The following is a 16,678-nucleotide window of genomic DNA, read 5'->3' as shown; positions in this document are numbered from 1 at the left end:
GCCGCAGGGGCAGAGCGCTTCGCTAAGCTTGACGGGTGACAGATACGCGCGGACTCCCGAAAATCGGCCCCAACGACATGCTTCGGTTCGTGCTCGAACTCTTCGCCTTCATCAGCCTCGGATTCTGGGGCTTCATCGCCTGGCCACTCCCCTGGCCCGGCATCGTGTTCGGCCTCGCCACCCCGGCTTTCGCGATTCTGGTCTGGGCCCTGTTCCGGTCCCCGAAGGCCGTGTTCCGCCTCGATCCGTTCGGTAAGGCCTTCATCGAGATCGCCATCTTCGGCGCAGCCGCGATCGCTTGGTGGGACCTCGGCTTGCCCATGATCACCGTGGTCTTCGCTGTCGTCGCCACGGTGAGCGGCGTCATCTCGGGTCGAAAAGAACTTCGCTAACCCGCTCGAGAGGGACAAGTGCCCGGTGGAACGGACACGTCGCACACTCGCGGCCGGCTACAAGACGGCGCCCAGCCAGGCCACCGCGGCGGCAACATCCGTTTCGGTAATGCCGTGGCCGCCGGGGCGCACCTCCTGCTGCACCTGCGCGCCGCGCGCTTCGAGCAACGTCACGAGTTTCTGAACGCTCCGCAGCGGTGCCATTGGGTCGCTGCGACCGTTCAGGAGTAACAGAGCGGATGCCGTCAGCTCGCTCCCGGCGGTCCGCGCGTCAGGTACAGCATTCGATGCAGGCCGGTCGAGCGGATGCATGCCGGAGAACGCGATCACCCTCGCCACCACCTCGGGGTGTATCAGCGCCGTCGCCAGCGCGATGTTGGCGCCGTTCGAGAATCCGACGGCGACCAGCGGGCGATCGCCCAATTCGTAGTGGTCACGCGCCCAGACCAAAAATCCGGCCAGCTCATCGGCTCGTCGAACCACATCGTCGACGTCGAAGACACCCTCGGAGAGGCGCCGGAACCAGCGGTTCATACCGTTCTCCTGCACGCGCCCACGCGGGGCGAGCACGGCGGCGTTTCGGTCGAGCGCAGCGGCCAGACCACTGACCTGCTGTTCATCGCCGCCGGTACCGTGCAGCATCAGCAGCACGGGCGCGTCGACAGAACCGGGCCGGAACAGGTGCGGCCACTGGGCATTCTCGTTCACGGCGCTCATGCGGCCGGTCCGCTCGACGTGTGCGCGGCGACGCTCATTCGGTGGCCGAGGCGGCAACCGAGACCGGCGCTGCAGCATCCGCTGCCCCGGGGTTGTTCTCGCGCGGCAGGGTGATCGGCACGACCGCATTCTCAATGGCCTCGCGGCTCGGCTCGAGCCACGGCGGAAGCTTGAGCGACCGCCCGAGTTCGAGGAGCGGCTCGTCAATGTCGAATCCGGGGGTGTCGGTGGCGATTTCGAACAAGACGCCACCGGGTTCGCGAAAGTAGATCGAGGTGAAGTACTGGCGGTCGAGAATGGCGGTCACGCCGTAGCCGCGGTCCACGAGCTGCTCACGCCATTCGACTTGGGTGGCCCGGTCAGGCGCTCGGAAGGCCACGTGGTGCACGCTGCCACCGGCGGTCAAACCGGGCTCCTTCGTGGGATCGGCCAGCACGTCGACGAGGTTGCCGGGCGCGCCATCGCCGGCACCAACGCGAATGCGACCATCCGTTTCACTGATGATCTGCATGCCGAGGTCTGCTGTGAGCACCTGCACGGTCTGCGCCGGGTCGGCCACGGTGAGCACGGAGGAGTGCTGCCCGCGCACCGCGAGCTCGGCGGGAACGGATGCGGAATCCCAAGGATTACGCGGATCCACCGTCGACGACGCCACCAGATCGAGCTGCAGCCCGTCCGGGTCGCGCAGCGAGAGCCGCTCCTCGTGGGAGGAGCGCCCGGTCACGTCGGACTCCACGCCGAGCTTGGCGAAATGGTCCTTCCACCAGCCGATACTGCCGGCCGGAACCGAGAACGCGGTCGTCGTCGATTGGCCGGCCCCGATACGACCGCTCCGAATGCCGGTCCAGGGAAAAAAGGTGAGCAGCGAGCCGGGTCGGCCGGAATCGTCGCCGTAGTAGAGGTGATACGTTCCCGGGTCATCGAAATTCACGGTTTTCTTGACGAGGCGCAGGCCGAGCCCGGTCACGTAGAAGTCGATGTTGCGCTGTGGGGCGCCCGCGATCGCAGTGACATGGTGCAGTCCGGTGGTGTGAACGGTCATGAGGTCCTCTCCTGGGCAAATCAAACGTTCGATATTCATGCAAACGCATGTATGCCGGGTTTCATTCCCAAATTCTCAGACGCGCCGTTCCGTCGGCATCCGCACTGCATAGAGGGCCGCGACGACCAGGAAAATCCCGCCGACCGCGAACCCGGCGGAGAACGAAAAGGTGTCAACGAGCAGGCCCGCGACGAGCGGACCGACGATCGCACCGGCATCCGCGCACATGGAGAACACCGACACCGGGCGGCCCCCGTGAGCACCGGCGGCATCGCCTACGGCTGCGGCCGGCGCCGTGCCCATGAACGCGGCGGCAACTCCGTAGACGCAGAGCAGAGCGCCGAGAACCCAGATATTCGGTGAGAACGCGATCGCCACAATCGCGAGTCCGGCGACAGCGAACGCCCCAATGATGGCCAGTCTACGCCCAACGGTGTCGACGAAGCGGGCGGCCGGAGCGAGGGCGAGGGCCTGGGCCACGGCAGCGGCGGCGAGGGCGAGGCCGGTCCACGAGCTCGTTCCGCCGAGAACCACGACGACGAACAGAGGAATGAGTGTCGTGCGCACCCCGAGCGAGGTCCAGCCCTGAGCAAAGTTGGCAATGCAGGCCGCGCGAAACCGCTCATCGCGCAGTACGGTGCGAAACGGCAGGCGCACGGCGGATACGTCGCCTCCGGCCAGCGCGCCGCCTCGCCCGCCCGAGCGCAACAGAAACAGCCCGACCAGGCCAGCCACGGTGAGGGTACCGGCGTAGAAGAAGAAGGGCGCCGTCAGGGAGATCGTGGCGAGCAGACTGCCGATCGCCGGGCCGGCCATGCCGCCGATGAGAAATCCACCCTGATAGAAGCCGATCGCGCGGGCCCGTCGGCCCGGTTCCGCCGTGCGCAGCAACAGCGTCATCGCCGACACCGAGAACATGGCTGAGCCGATACCGCCCGCGCCGCGCAGCAGCAACAGTTGCAGGTAGCTGTCCGCTGCGCCCACCAGCCCGCTGGACAGGGCGACGATTCCGATGCCGATTGCCAGCACGGCGCGCTCCCCCGCCCAGTCGATCAGGCGTCCGCAGACCGGACTGAACACGAAACGCATGAGCGCGAACGCCGAGACGACCGCCCCGACCTCGAGGTTGCCCACCCCGAAACTCTGCACATAGACCGGAAGCACCGGAACGACGACGCCGAACCCCACCATTACGAAGAAGGCAATGACACCGAGCACGATCACGTCGCGATTCAAACGGGGCTTCTGGCTCGTGCTGCCCGGGTCTGATCCGGGTACAGCGGATGCCCGGCGTCGCCCCCGCATCCATTCCGCCACTCGCATCCCTCCAGCCTAAGCTGCCCCGCCCCTCGCCCCGTGCCGAGTCCGGGCCCACCTTTTGACCACGGGCCCAGTTTCTAACCTGGGCCCATGGACGGGGCCCGGGCCCCGTCCGGAGAAAGAGGGACGGGGCCCGGGGTGCGGGCGAGCGGCGGGACTACCGCACGATCAGCAGAGAACGCGCCGGACTCGTCGCGGCCGCGACCGCGTCGTTGCCGGCGTAGTGCCCGACGACCTTGTACAGGCCACGACCGAGCTTCGGCAGCGTGATGCTGCCGTGCCCATTCGCGTCGAGCGCCACGGTGAACCGGCGCTTATCGACGGTCACGGTCGCCGTGTCGCCGACCGCACCCTTGCTGGTGACCGTGACGGACACCGTGACCCGGCTGGAGAAGAACACGGCCCGGTGGTTGATACTCAGGGCAACCTTCGCGGCATACTTCACGACGACCCCGGCCGACGTCGCCGTGGCACTCGGCCCGCCGGGCACCGTAGCGGTCACCACCACGGTCACTGTGGTTCCGGCGAGCGCCTTGGTCGCTGTGAAGCTCGCCGAGGTCGCACCGGCAATATCGACGCCGGTGCTCTGCCACTGGTAGCCGAAGGCGAGGCCCTCAATGTTCCACTGGCCGGGGTCAGCGGTCAGTACCGCCCCGATCTCTGCCGTACCCGACACCTTGGGCGCCACCGTGTTCACCGGGGCATCCGTTTGGCCACCCTCGCTGGCAGCCACGGTAAGGATCGTCGACGCAGCACTGTCACCGTAGTCGACCACACCGAGGTACGGCGTGTTCGGAACGAGGCCGGCCCAGCTCAGCGTGTACGTGACCGGAACGCCCTGCGGTCCCTGGATCGCGGGCGGGGTCGCTGCGAACCCATTGCTGGGCTCCCCCGACGAAACCGAGAAGGTGTTCACATCGAACGCGGTCGAACCGGAGAACACGTCAACGATCACCTGGTAGAAACCAGCCTCGGGGTCGTTCAGGTCGACGTGCTCGTCGGCCGACCCGGTGGCCGACTGCCAGCCGGCCACCGGGTCGCCACCGGGGCCGTCGAGCAACAGTACGAACAGGTCGAGGTCGGTTGAGTCATCGACGGCGTTCAGATCGAACCGGGCCAGCCGGCCTTCCTGAATCTCCACCTCGTAGGTGAACTGATCGCCGGTTGCGCCCACATTGGTGTGCGGGCTGGACGGGTTGTCGGCGTTGTTTTGATGTACCCCGTTGGCGAGGCCGGCGAGGTTCAGCGCCACTGGCTCTGAACCGCCTGGGGCCACGGTCACGTCGACCGTGCCGTCCACTCCGGCGCCAGCCACCTCGGTCGGGGCGACGACAGTGACCGGACGAATGGCGATTGGGCTGTGCACTACGTCGAAGAAGTCGCCCGGGTCACCCGAGCCACCGTTTCCGAAGCCCCAGTCCAGTGCGCCGGTCGTGTACACGTCGAGCGGAGCATCCGTTCGAGTGAACGTAACCGTGTAACTCTGCTTCTCACCGACCGCACCGAACGTCATCCCAGCCGGCGAAACGACGGCGTTGATGCCGGGAATCACGATCGGCAGGGCCGTGTAGGTGCCGACCCGCACTGCGGTGACCGTGCGGGTGATCGTCTCGGGCGCGGTCAACGCTCCGATCTGAATCGACGGCAGGTTCAGGTTGCTCGCATCGATCGGCTCTACGCCGGCATCGAATCCGATTCCCTGCAGGTAGGCCAGCCAGTCGGCCGGGCCGCTCTGGTAGACCAGGCCCGGAAAGTCGAAGGACGAGGGATTGACCTGCCCAGCGCCCTGCGCGAACGGGTCGGTCACCCGGTCACCGTTGGCGTCGAGCGTGTCGCTCGCGGTCGTCATCATGACTGATTTGATCTCGGACGGGGTCGCGAGCGGCCGAAAGCCCAGAATGAGCGCGGCGAGACCGGCGATATGCGGACTGGCCATGGAGGTACCCGAGAGAAACTCGAACGTCGGGTCGGCCCCGGCCGCGTTGGCGCCGTCGGCCAGGATGCTGACACCGGGTGCGGCAATATCGGGCTTGAGCAGGTCGCCGCCGTCGGCGGTAACCGGTCCACGAGAGGAGAACCCGGCTACCTGGGGCACCGGAGTCTTCGTGGCGGTGCTGTTGTCGGGCGTGAACGTGACCGTCGCGCCATCTGATGCCGAGTACGCGAAGACCGGATCGAAGGCATTCGCGTCCAGGTGGATGCTCGGCACCGAGTGCTCGTCGGTGTCCACGTCAGCCGGTGTGCGGTTGATCAGCAGCATTCCGCTGCCGCCGGCCCGCAGTACCTCGGCCGACTTGGCTACTCGGTCGTAGACGCCGCGCTGGCAGAACACGATTGCGCCGGCCACCTTGACCGGGTCGAGTGAACCCGGCGCGCAGAGCAGCGCGTCGGCGGGGTCGAAGCCGTTCACCGATACGAGGTCGGCTCGCACGAGATCACCGGAGAGCGGGGTGGCTCCCGGCGTGCGGTCAACGGTGATCGAGGCACCGACGTATTGCGAGCCGTCACCCAGAGTGGCCGTCGCCTCATAGGACGGGATCGTGCTCGCCGCGACCGTGGTGATCCACGGTGATGCGTTGTCGAGGGTCGACGGCGTGGGTCCGGCGTTGCCGGCAGAAGCGGCCACGAAGATGCCAGCTGCCGCCGCCCCGAGGAAGGCCTGGCCGGTGGGTGAGAACGTAGTCTGGGCCGGGCCGCCGCCGATCGAGTAGTTGATCACATCGACGCCGTCGGAGATGGCCTGGTCGATGGCACGCAGAATATCGGTGTCCGTGCATCCGTCATCGGTCGTGACCGAGTTGTCGGGGCCGGACCAGCACACCTTGTAGGCGGCGATCTTGGCGGCCGGAGCCACACCGGAAATGGTGCCGAAGTCAACGCCGTTCAGATTCGCGGCAACGTCGACGTTTCCGCCAGCGGTGCTCGCGGTGTGCGAACCGTGGCCGTCACCATCGCGCGGGGAGACATATTCACCCGTTGACGCGTTACCGATCTGGCCGGCGCCGAATCCGTCGAGAAAGTATCGCGCGCCGATCACCTTGGTGCTGCAGGCATCCGCTGTGAACTGTTCACCTGTCTGGCAGGTGCCGGTAAAGGTGGTCCCGTCGGCTTTGTTCATGGTGATCGTGTCGCCATCGAGCCACGGCTCCTCGCCGGGAGTCGTGCCGAGCGATGAGCCGGCAAAGGAGGGGTTTTCCGGAGCGATGCCGGTGTCGAGCACGCCGATCACCACGCCCTTGCCGGCCTCACTCGATCCGCCCAGCTTGGACCACAGTCCGGTCGGCCCGCTCAGGCGCAAAAAGTCAGTCGACGACTCGGCGGTCACGTGACGGAGGGCGTCGGGGACAACCGACACCACGTTCTTCTTGATAGCGAGGGCTGCCGCCTGTTTGCCGGTCAACTGAGCGGCGAATCCATTTACCGCGAGCGTGTAGGAATACGCCACCGTGGCGTCAACGGATGCTGCGACCTCACTCTGCAGTCGGGTGAGATAGTCCTTGTAGGTCTCGGCCGAGCGGCTTTGCGCGTCGAGCTTCGCTCCGGAATCCGGCATGGTCGCCGAGAAACCGTTGACCCCACCCTGATACAGCGCGACAGCCTGGTCGCTGAGGGTCACGATGAAGCGTCCGGCAGTGAAGTCCATCCGTTGTCCGCCGGGAGCGGCGATGCTGCCGAACAGGCCGGTCGCAGCGGGGGCAGCGCCGGCGGGCAGGGTACCGCCGATGAGCACTGACGCGCCCACCAGGGCGACGGTGACGGTGGCCGCAATTGTGGCGCGGCGACGTGTGCGGGATGTTGGCGCCGGGTTCAGCGCTGAATCCGGCGCAGACATCATGCGCCTAAAGAAAGAACTCACGTTGGTGTCCAATCCGATAAGGGTGCGAGGTGGTCTCGTTCCACAGCGGGAACGGTTCGCTGTTCCGATGCGTGGGACAGTTCGCTGGTGACCGTAGCGCGCTGACCGCCGTGCGGATAGGGGCATTCCGCAGGTACGTCAGGCAGTGCTGCGCGTCGGCGCGCACGCAAACGCGCCGCAGAATCCGCCTCGAAACGGATGCTGCGGCGCGCGCCCGCCTGCGCCCCGGCGACCGCACAGTCAGCGTGCGCGGCTTGCTCGTCGCCATAGCCACGAGGTCACTGCCCGCATATTCCGCGGTCAATGTGTAGGTGCCGCGGTTGAGGTCGGTCAGGGTGAGCGACCCCCGGCTCATCTGATCGAGGGCGATGTCGTAACTCTGGTCATCGACCAAAACCTGCACCGTCCCGAGCTGTGCAGAGCGCGGGGCGTCGGTCTGCACGGATACCTCGAATGTCACGCCCGTCGAGTGAGGATTGGCCCTCGAACCGATCGTGAGGTCAACCGTGGCACCGTACCTCACAACGACCCCGGCCGAGGTGGCCGTGCCGGCCTGTCTACTGTTGGGTGTCCCGGTCTGTGCGTTTCTTCGTGCGTTTCGGCAGCGGCCGATGCCGCACCGACCGGTACCCGCCGCGCTGCAGCCTCGTCCCGCTGACCACCGATCGCACGCAGCACGTTCACAATGGTCACGAGGTCGACGATCTCCGGGCTGATGGCGCCCGCGGTCGCCGGAATCAACCCGAACGCCGCAATCACCCTGAGTCACTCGGCAGGCAATCCGCCCGCACATGCACGATACCCACCTGGCCGGCGACGTGCTGGGCAGTGGCGCGCGCATCGCCGGTGAGCATAAGACTCTCCCGCACACCGAGGCGTGCAAGGTCGGCGACGGTCTGGCGGGCATTGTCGCGCACCTGATCGCTCGCCACGATACTGCCGGCGAACCGCCCATCGTCGGCCACGTACATGGCGAGTTCGCCGCTGGAGAGGTGGGTAGCCGTCGCATCCGCTGTCCCGTCATGAATGAATGCGAGCTTGCCGACCCGCACCACACCGGCTGCGAATCGGGCCTCGACGCCGAAAGTTGCGGCCTCACTCGCCGAGTCCGCCGCGCGCAGCTCGAGACCGCGCTCGTGTGCCGCTGTAATAACGGATGCCGCCAGCACGTGACTCGAATATTGCTCGGCCGACGCCGTGAGCGTCAACAGCCCAGCGGCGGTGAAGTTCGCTTCGGGGCGCACTTCGGTGATCGCGGGGGTGCCGTAAGTAAGCGTTCCGGTCTTATCGAAGACGACAGTTTTGGCGCGGGAGAGTGCTTCGAGCACCCCGGCACCCTTCACGATGATGCCGTTGCGGGCGGCTCGACTCATGCCGCCCATGAACGCGACGGGCACGGAGCAGCAGATCCCCCACACACACCTCGGTGGCGGGCACATCCGTGGCTTCACCGGAGTCCGGGTCGAGTCGATGCGCGATTTGCGGGGCTCGTTTCAGCAGCGCGTCCAGTTCCCGCGCCGCTCGCCCTGCGGCGAAGTCTTCGAGGGCGGCTCCGCCGGCGAGCATGAGCACGATGAGCACCGTTGCCACGTATTCGCCGACGAGGATGGTCGCGACGATCGCGATGATTGCGAGCAGGTCGATGCCGAAGCTGCCTCGGCGCAGCCGGCGCAGCATCCCGACGAGTTCGATCAGGGCGATGACGAGGCCGTAACCGCTGAACAGCCACCGCACCGCAGCGGTCGCTTCGACGGCCCACAAGGCCAGGCCGATCAGTCCGACGACGATCGTCGCCGCCACGATGCGAGACCTCACAACGAAGGCCGGGATGCGAGTCATGGCCCGAGTCTGGCCCCTGCGCGCCCGCGCCGCCACAGTGTCCTGTCCGCCACTTGGGGACACCCGCGACCGGCATTTGCTCGCAGCAGCAGACAGGCCCCGACCAGAACTGGTCGGGGCCTGTCTGCTACTGCTATCAGCGCTTACGCCAGGCGGCTCTGCAGGTTCTCGGCGATCGAGGCGAGGAACTCTTCGGTAGTTTGGTAGCCCTGGTCGGGGCCGACCAGAAGCGCGAGGTCCTTGGTCATCTTGCCGCTTTCGACGGTCTTGATCACGACGTCTTCGAGGGTCAACGCGAACTCGGCCAGCGCCGGGTTGTTGTCGAGCTTCGCGCGGTGCGACAGCCCCCGGGTCCAGGCGTAGATCGACGCGATCGGGTTGGTCGACGTGGGCTTGCCGAGCTGGTGCTGGCGATAGTGACGTGTCACGGTGCCATGGGCGGCCTCCGCTTCGACGATCTTGCCGTCGGGGGTGGAGAGCACGCTGGTCATGAGGCCGAGCGAGCCGAAGCCCTGGGCGACGGTGTCGGACTGAACGTCACCGTCATAGTTCTTGCAGGCCCAGAGGTAACCGCCCTCCCACTTCATGGCCGAGGCGACCATGTCGTCGATCAAGCGGTGCTCGTAGCTGAGGCCGGCCGCTTCGTAGGCCGTTTTGAACTCGGCGTCGAAGATGTCCTGGAAGATGTCTTTGAACCGACCGTCGTAGGCCTTGAGGATGGTGTTCTTGGTCGAGAGGAAGACCGGCACGTTGCGCTCGAGGCCATAGGCCAGGGTGGCGCGAGCGAAGTCGGTGATCGACGAGTCGAGGTTGTACATGCCCATGGCGACGCCGTCGCCAGGGGACTCGAACACCTCGAACGTCGACGGCTCGGTGCCGTCCTGCGGCGTGAAGGTCATGCTGAGCGTGCCCTTACCCTTGAAACGAAAGTTGGTGGCTTTGTACTGGTCGCCGTAGGCGTGACGGCTGATGATAATCGGCTTGTTCCAGCCCGGAACCAGGCGTGGGATGTTGGAAATGACGATCGGCTCACGAAAGATGGTGCCGCCGAGGATGTTGCGGATGGTGCCGTTCGGCGAGAGCCACATCTTCTTCAGGCCGAACTCTTCCACCCGAGCTTCGTCGGGGGTGATGGTCGCGCACTTTACTCCGACGCCGTGCTTCTGAATGGCGTAGGCGGCGTCGATCGTGACCTGGTCGTTGGTTTCATCGCGCTTTTGAATCGAGAGATCGTAGTACTCGAGGTCAATATCGAGGTACGGGTGAATGAGCGTTTCTTTGATGGCGTGCCAGATGATGCGGGTCATCTCGTCGCCATCGAGTTCGACAACTGTTCCCTCAACCTTGATCTTCGACAAAAATTTCTCCTCTTTGTTCAGTGTGGCCGTCACGACCATCGACGAGCTTACTAGAAACTCACAACTATCTTGACATCGAGATAAATCTGCGAGTGAATTGAGGGTATCGACGCTTTGATCGACTACCGGCGACCCCGGGCGCACGTTAGCCTGATCACATGGGTGAGCTGACGCTGGAAGAACTATCCGCCCGCAACATCGTTGCGGCCAACAACCTGAGCTTGAAGCCGGGCCAGGAGCAATTCATTGCACCGGTCTCGTATTCGGTTGCCGCTTCGGTGATCAACCCGGCCACATCGTGGCAGCGCGTGGTCCTTCTCGACGGCGTCGTCGCGGGGTTCATCCACGGCAACTTCGACCCTAACTCCGAGCACGAAGAGTTTCGCGCCTGCATCTGGCGCATCAACGTCAACGCTGACACCCAGGGTCAGGGCGTCGGCAAGTTCGCCGCCGAAGCGCTGGCCACTGAAGCCCGCGATCGTGGTTTCGATCACGTCAACGTCATCTGGGAGCCCGGCGCCGACGGCCCGGAGGCCTTCTTTCACCGCCTGGGCTTCGTCGACGTCGGCGAGACCCAGTACGGCGAGGTCATCGGTTCGCTGAAGCTCTGAGCCGCGTTCAGTCTGCGCATGACCACACCGGAGCCCGATGATTTCGTCTCGCGCGTGCTTGGCGTGGTCGAATCCATCCCGACGGGTCGTGTGATGACGTATGGCGGCGTGGCGGCGGAGCTCGGCTCCCGTGCCGCCCGCGCTGTCGGCCACGTCATGGCCCGCTATGGCTCTGACGTGGCGTGGTGGCGGGTGATTCGCGCCGGCGGGTATCCGCCCATCGGGCACGAGGCCCGAGCGCTGCCGCACTACGAGACCGAGCACACACCGCTGCTAGGCGTGGTCAAGGATCGGGCGACAACGGATGCCACCTACCGCGTCGACTACGCCGCTGCCCGCTGGGCGCCGCGCACGAAACACCAAAGCCCGCCGAACAGCTGCGGCGAAGGTGCAATCGCGGGTCAGGCTACACCGCCGGACGTGTTGTGCTGCCCCGCACGATGAGTTCGAACGGCATGTTGATGTTGAGCCCGGTGCGCGACTCCGGGTGCGGTCGGAGTTCTTCCATGAGTACTTCGACAGCCTTCTCGCCCTGCCGTTGCGGAAACTGTGCCACGGTGCTGAGCCCGAAAAAAGTCGCCAGTTCATGGTCGTCGACACCGATCACCGAGATGTCCCCTGGCACGGCAAGCCCCAGGTCTCGCGCGGCCAGAATACTGCCGATGGCCATTTCGTCGGAGGCGGCGAAGATGGCAGTCGGGCGTTCGTGCGGCCGCCCAAGCAACTGCTTGGCCGCCTGATAGCCCCCGGCAGTGGTGAAATCGGCCGGACGAAAATCATCGCGGCGCGCTTCAATTCCCGCGGCCACGAGGGCGGCCTCGTAGCCGAAGCGCCGATTGGTCGGCAGGTTGAAGTCCAGGTCGAATGCCTTGTCACCACCGATGTGCGCGATGCGGGTATGACCGAGTGCAATGAGGTGCTCCGTCGCGAGGCGGGCGACGGCGAGATCATCGACGGTGAGCGTGCGAACGCCGGCCAGCGGACCGCCGACGCCCACGAGGGGCTTGTTCAAGGCGTGTAACCGGGCCACCTCGTTTTCGGTGAGCTCGAGCGAAACCGCGATGACAGCATCAACTCGTTGACGCAGCAGAAAGTGTTCGAAGACGCTGCGGCGAGCTTCGAGTCCGCCGGTGAGGTTGTAGAGAGTGAGGTCGTACCCGTGGCGTTGCAGCGCTTGTTGGGCGCCTTCGACGACGCTCGCGAAAAACCAGTGATTCAAGAACGGCACGACCACGCCGATATTCTTCATGCGCCCGGACGCCAGGCTGGACGCGTTCGACGACACGACATACCCCAGGTGCGCAGCGGATTCCTCGACGCGCAGGCGAGTGGCTGGCGACACGTGGTGACCGCCGCTGAGCGCGCGTGACACGGTGGCCGTGGACACTCCGGCATGACGCGCGACGTCTGCAATATTGATCATGAAGTCCTCAAACGTGCCGCCCTCGTTGGTGGCGCAGTTGATATGTTACACATTTTTCAGACACTGCAAGCGATTGCAAAATGATTCACCCCCGACTCGAGCGACGCTGAGTTTGTTGTCATTTTGTGACCTAATTATGGTGATTTTGGACTAGCCTCAGTGCAGGCACGTTGTGCAATCGCTTGCAAAACGAGCCGGTCATAGCCGGTCTGCACCGCTGCAGGCACTATTTTGCGAAAGGCTCCACACCAATGACGGTGAATACCAAGAACCTGCTCCGAGTCGGCGCTCTCGCGGTCGTCGCATCTCTGGCCCTGGCCGGATGCTCCCCCGCGTCGTCCGATAACACCAATAGTGACAACTCGTCCGCCAACGCCTTGACCGTGTGGGTTGACGCCGAACGAGTCGAGGCTCTGAAACCCGCCGCGGCCGCTTACACCGAAAAAACCGGTGTCGAAGTCGATCTCGTTTCGAAAGACAACGCCACTCTCAAGGACGACTTCATCCAGCAGGTACCCACTGGCAAGGGTCCCGACATCACCATGGGCGCCCACGACTGGCTTGGCGAACTGGTCACCAATGGGGTCGTGAGCCCGATCGAACTCGGCGACAAGGCCGACGATTTTCTCCCCGTCGCCATTACAGCGTCCACCTACGACGGCCAGGTGTACGAGCTGCCCTATGCCGTCGAGAACCTCGCCCTGTTGCGCAACGCGGATCTCGTCCCCGAGGCGGCCAGCTCCTATGAGGACATGATCGCCAAGGGCACGGCCGCCGGGGTGACCTACCCGTTCCTCGTCGAGCAGGGCGTTGACGGCAACCCGTACCACCTATACCCATTCGAAACCTCCTTCGGCGCTCCGGTCTTCGGCACCAACGCTTCCGGCGGTTACGACGCCACAAAGCTTGAGATCGGCAATGCCAGCGGCGAGGCGTTCGCGAGCTGGCTCGCCAGCCAAGGCAAAAACGGTACCGGGGTGTTCAACACCGAGATCACCGGTGACATCGCCAAGACCGCGTTCACTTCCGGCGACGCGGCCTTCTGGCTGACTGGACCGTGGAACGTCGGCGCTGCGCTCGAGGCCGGCATCAATCTCGCCGTCGACCCGATCGCCGCTCCCTCAACGGGTACTGCGGCTCCCTTTGCCGGCGTCAAGGGGTTCTTCATTAGCGAGCAGAGCGCGAACAAGGTCGCCGCCAACGACTTTCTGGTCAACTACATGGCTACCGAAGACGTACAGACCGCATTGTTCGAGTCAGGACAGGTCCTTCCCGCGCTGAAGGCATCCGTTGAAGCTGCTTCGAGCGATCCCGTGGTTGCCGGCTTCGCTGCCGTAGGCGCTCAAGCCGTGCCGATGCCCGCCATCCCCGCCATGGGCCAGGTCTGGCAGTTCTGGGGAATCGCCCAGGCCGCCGTCATCAACGGTGAAGATCCGACCGTTACATGGCAGAAACTGGCCGCCGACGTACAGGGCGCCATCGGCTAGAAAGCGCACGTTCTCGCGCCACACCAATGGCTTGTGGCCGCCCGTCCGGCGGCCACAAGCCAGATACCCGTTCACCGTTTGAAAGCAGAACTATGCGCACCGATGACACGGATGCCAGCACAACGAAACCGTCGAAGCGTCACCAGCGCGCCGCGATGATCGCCGAGGCGGCGTCCGGTGGCCTCAAAACCATCCTGATCAAAATCACGCTCCTCGGCATCGTAGACGCGATCGCCCTCTACGGATTGTTCATCCTGTTCCTTCAGCAGCAGTGGATCATCTTCGGACTCGTCGCCGCGGTCACTCTGGTCGTCAACTGGATCTATTTCACGCCCGGCAAGCTACCGGCCAAGTACCTCACCCCCGGCGTCATCTTTCTTGTCGTGTTCCAGATCTTTGTGGTCGGTTACACGGCCTATATCGGCTTCACCAACTACAGCACCGGGCACAACAGCGACAAGGCGCAGGCCATCTCGGCGCTGATGAGCAGCGCCCAGGAGCGTGTGCCCGATTCCCCGACCTACGCGGTGACGGTGCTCGACCAATTCGGCACCCTGAGCTTTCTGGTCACCGACCCCAATGGTGAGGTCAGCCTCGGTTCGGCCGACAGCCCACTGTCCCCCGTCAACAACGCCACCATCGACGGCGGCGAGGGCGTCGGCCTCACCGGCTATACGACCCTCAGCTTTCAGGACATCCTGTCGCGCACCACCGAAATCACGGCCCTGGCTGTTCCGTTCTCCGATGATCCGAACGACGGCGCCCTGCGCACCAACGACGGGAGTAGCGCGTACCTGTATCTCTCCTCCCTCGTCTACGACGAGCAGGCCGACACGATGACGGATGCCAAAACCGGCACCGTCTTCACCGACACCGGTGACGGCGCGTTTGTTTCCGCAACCGGCGAGGAGATGCTGCCGGGCTGGCGCATCAACGTGGGATTCGACAACTTCGCCCGCGCGTTCACCGAAGAAGGCATCCGTACCCCGCTGATCAGCGTAACCCTGTGGACCATCACCTTCGCCGCCCTGTCGGTCGCGACCACGTTCTTCCTCGGGCTTTTCCTCGCGATCGTATTCAACGACATGCGCATGAGGGGCCGTAAGTTTTATCGTGTCGCCATGATCTTGCCGTACGCTTTTCCCGCGTTCCTGTCCGCGCTGGTCTGGGCTGGAATGCTCAGCGAAAGCTTTGGCTTTGTCAACCAGGTTCTACTTGGCGGCGCTGAGATTCCGTGGCTGACCAATGCCTGGTTGGCCAAGATCAGCGTTCTCGTGGTGAATCTGTGGCTGGGCTTCCCGTACATGTTCCTGGTCTGCACCGGAGCGCTGCAATCCATTCCGGCGGAGCTGGAAGAAGCGGCCACGGTCGACGGCGCCAAGCCCTGGGCGGTGTTCCGGCTGATCAAGCTGCCCCTGCTCCTCGTCTCCGTTGCCCCCCTGCTCATCGCATCGTTCGCCTTCAATTTCAACAATTTCAATCTCATTTACATGCTCACCGGCGGCGGGCCGCGCGATGGCGCGGCCGATGTGAACGTCGGGGCCACCGACATCCTGATCTCGATGGTGTACAAGGTTGCGTTCACCGGTCAAGCGCGCGATTACGGACTCGCCAGCGCATTTTCGATCATCATCTTCATTCTGGTTGCGGTCATCTCCGTGGTCGCGTTCCGCAAGACCAAGGCACTCGAGGAGTTGAACCGATGATGACTGTCGACGGGGCCACACGGGTAATCCCGCTCAAACGTCCGTTCGCACTTCGGCGCTGGTTTGCTCGCACCGGCTGGCGTCACCTGGTGGGCATCGTCATGGTCGTGTTCTCCGGCTTTCCACTGCTGTACGTGCTGTCGGCGTCGCTCAATCCGCAAGGCACTCTCACCGGATCGAACCAGTTGTTCTCGCGCATCGGCTTCGATGCCTACGCTCGCATTCTCAGCACGCCCGAAGCCCCCTTCGGGTTGTGGTTTGGCAACACCATTATCATCGCCGCGACGACGGCGATTCTCACCGTGTTCCTCGGCGCCCTCGCGGCATATTCTTTTTCTCGCATGCGTTTCACCGGTCGCCGCGTGGGGCTGCTCACCCTCGTCCTCGTGCAGATGTTTCCGCAGTTGCTCGCCGTCGTTGCGATCTTTCTGGTGATGAGCACGATCAGCGATCTCTTCCCGGCAATCGGCCTGAACACGCAGATCGGGCTGATCATGGTGTACCTGGGCGGAGCTCTCAGCGTGAACACGTACCTCATGTACGGGTTCTTCAACACCATTCCCGCATCGATCGATGAGGCCGCCAAGATCGACGGAGCCAGTCACGCGCGTATTTTTTTCACCATCATTCTGCGGCTCGTCGCTCCCATTCTGGCCGTGGTGGGACTGCTCTCGTTCATCGCGACGACGAACGATTTCGTGGTCGCCAGCGTACTGCTGATCGACCCGGACAAGCAGACCCTCGCCGTTGGACTGTACCGGCTGGTATCCAACCCGAACTACGCCGACTGGAGTGCCTTCTCGGCCGGGGCAGTGCTGGCCGCCCTGCCGGTGATGGCGTTGTTCCTCTACCTGCAGAAGTACATCGTGGGCGGCCTCACCGCTGGGTCGGACAAGTAGTGAACGGCTGGTCGACCGTGGCAAGTCG

Annotated in this window: 15 protein-coding genes; 6 read left to right on the top strand and 9 right to left on the bottom strand. The window is 64.6% G+C overall.

Annotated elements, in window-relative coordinates; translation table 11 throughout:
- Nucleotides 1-35 precede the first annotated feature (35 nt).
- Nucleotides 36-392 carry a YrdB family protein gene (locus tag CXY72_RS12145; RefSeq protein WP_233197801.1) on the top strand — a complete coding sequence of 119 codons (357 nt, stop codon included), beginning with the start codon at nucleotides 36-38 and terminating at the stop codon, nucleotides 390-392.
- A 57-nt stretch (nucleotides 393-449) separates the two neighbouring features.
- Here CXY72_RS12145 and CXY72_RS12140 read toward each other — a convergent pair whose 3' ends face one another.
- The 8 genes from CXY72_RS12140 to CXY72_RS12110 form a co-directional block, all read right to left on the bottom strand.
- Nucleotides 450-1,109 carry an alpha/beta hydrolase gene (locus CXY72_RS12140; protein WP_104127935.1) on the bottom strand — a complete coding sequence of 220 codons (660 nt, stop codon included), beginning with the start codon at nucleotides 1,107-1,109 and terminating at the stop codon, nucleotides 450-452.
- Nucleotides 1,110-1,143: 34 nt separating this feature from the next.
- Entirely contained in the window at nucleotides 1,144-2,151 is a 1,008-nt protein-coding gene (locus tag CXY72_RS12135) for a ring-cleaving dioxygenase (protein WP_104127934.1), read from the bottom strand.
- 75 nt (nucleotides 2,152-2,226) lie between these two features.
- Nucleotides 2,227-3,474 (bottom strand): MFS transporter, encoded by a 1,248-nt coding sequence (locus CXY72_RS12130; RefSeq protein ID WP_233197800.1) that lies wholly within the window; start codon nucleotides 3,472-3,474, stop codon nucleotides 2,227-2,229.
- 154 nt (nucleotides 3,475-3,628) lie between these two features.
- Entirely contained in the window at nucleotides 3,629-7,327 is a 3,699-nt protein-coding gene (locus CXY72_RS12125; protein ID WP_233197799.1) for a S8 family serine peptidase, read from the bottom strand.
- A complete protein-coding gene (locus tag CXY72_RS12120; protein ID WP_158252554.1) occupies nucleotides 7,311-7,787 on the bottom strand; it encodes an Ig-like domain-containing protein in 477 nt (158 codons plus the stop codon). The genes CXY72_RS12125 and CXY72_RS12120 overlap by 17 nt, the downstream gene beginning before the upstream one ends.
- A gap of 295 nt (nucleotides 7,788-8,082) precedes the next feature.
- Nucleotides 8,083-8,700, bottom strand: a complete 618-nt coding sequence (locus tag CXY72_RS20150; protein ID WP_233197798.1) for an HAD-IC family P-type ATPase — start codon at nucleotides 8,698-8,700, stop codon at nucleotides 8,083-8,085.
- Entirely contained in the window at nucleotides 8,612-9,166 is a 555-nt protein-coding gene (locus tag CXY72_RS20145; protein ID WP_233197797.1) for a hypothetical protein, read from the bottom strand. Before CXY72_RS20145 ends, CXY72_RS20150 begins: the two co-directional genes overlap by 89 nt.
- A gap of 143 nt (nucleotides 9,167-9,309) precedes the next feature.
- Nucleotides 9,310-10,524 (bottom strand): NADP-dependent isocitrate dehydrogenase, encoded by a 1,215-nt coding sequence (locus tag CXY72_RS12110; protein WP_104128059.1) that lies wholly within the window; start codon nucleotides 10,522-10,524, stop codon nucleotides 9,310-9,312.
- Nucleotides 10,525-10,682: 158 nt separating this feature from the next.
- On the opposite strand from CXY72_RS12110, the gene CXY72_RS12105 reads away from it, so the two are divergent.
- Nucleotides 10,683-11,135, top strand: coding sequence for a GNAT family N-acetyltransferase (locus CXY72_RS12105; RefSeq protein ID WP_104127929.1), 453 nt, complete (start codon nucleotides 10,683-10,685; stop codon nucleotides 11,133-11,135).
- 18 nt (nucleotides 11,136-11,153) lie between these two features.
- The gene (locus CXY72_RS12100; protein WP_104127928.1) at nucleotides 11,154-11,579 is read left to right on the top strand and encodes an MGMT family protein; all 426 of its coding nucleotides are present in this window, start codon (nucleotides 11,154-11,156) and stop codon (nucleotides 11,577-11,579) included.
- Here CXY72_RS12100 and CXY72_RS12095 read toward each other — a convergent pair.
- Entirely contained in the window at nucleotides 11,542-12,558 is a 1,017-nt protein-coding gene (locus tag CXY72_RS12095; RefSeq protein ID WP_104127927.1) for a LacI family DNA-binding transcriptional regulator, read from the bottom strand. The genes CXY72_RS12100 and CXY72_RS12095 overlap by 38 nt on opposite strands.
- Nucleotides 12,559-12,809: 251 nt before the next feature.
- Between CXY72_RS12095 and CXY72_RS12090 the strand changes: the two genes are divergently transcribed.
- From CXY72_RS12090 to CXY72_RS12080, 3 genes are all read left to right on the top strand, one after another.
- Nucleotides 12,810-14,045 carry a maltose ABC transporter substrate-binding protein gene (locus tag CXY72_RS12090; RefSeq protein WP_104127926.1) on the top strand — a complete coding sequence of 412 codons (1,236 nt, stop codon included), beginning with the start codon at nucleotides 12,810-12,812 and terminating at the stop codon, nucleotides 14,043-14,045.
- 92 nt (nucleotides 14,046-14,137) lie between these two features.
- Entirely contained in the window at nucleotides 14,138-15,751 is a 1,614-nt protein-coding gene (locus tag CXY72_RS12085; protein ID WP_104127925.1) for an ABC transporter permease subunit, read from the top strand.
- Complete coding sequence (locus CXY72_RS12080; protein ID WP_104127924.1) at nucleotides 15,748-16,650, top strand: sugar ABC transporter permease; 903 nt, start codon at nucleotides 15,748-15,750, stop codon at nucleotides 16,648-16,650. Before CXY72_RS12085 ends, CXY72_RS12080 begins: the two co-directional genes overlap by 4 nt.
- The last annotated feature ends 28 nt before the right edge of the window (nucleotides 16,651-16,678 follow it).

The sequence above is a fragment of the Cryobacterium sp. Y57 genome (assembly GCF_002929505.1).
Lineage (GTDB): Bacteria > Actinomycetota > Actinomycetes > Actinomycetales > Microbacteriaceae > Cryobacterium.
The sequence above is the reverse complement of the archived record's forward strand: the minus strand, read 5'-3'. Positions and strand labels throughout refer to the sequence as shown.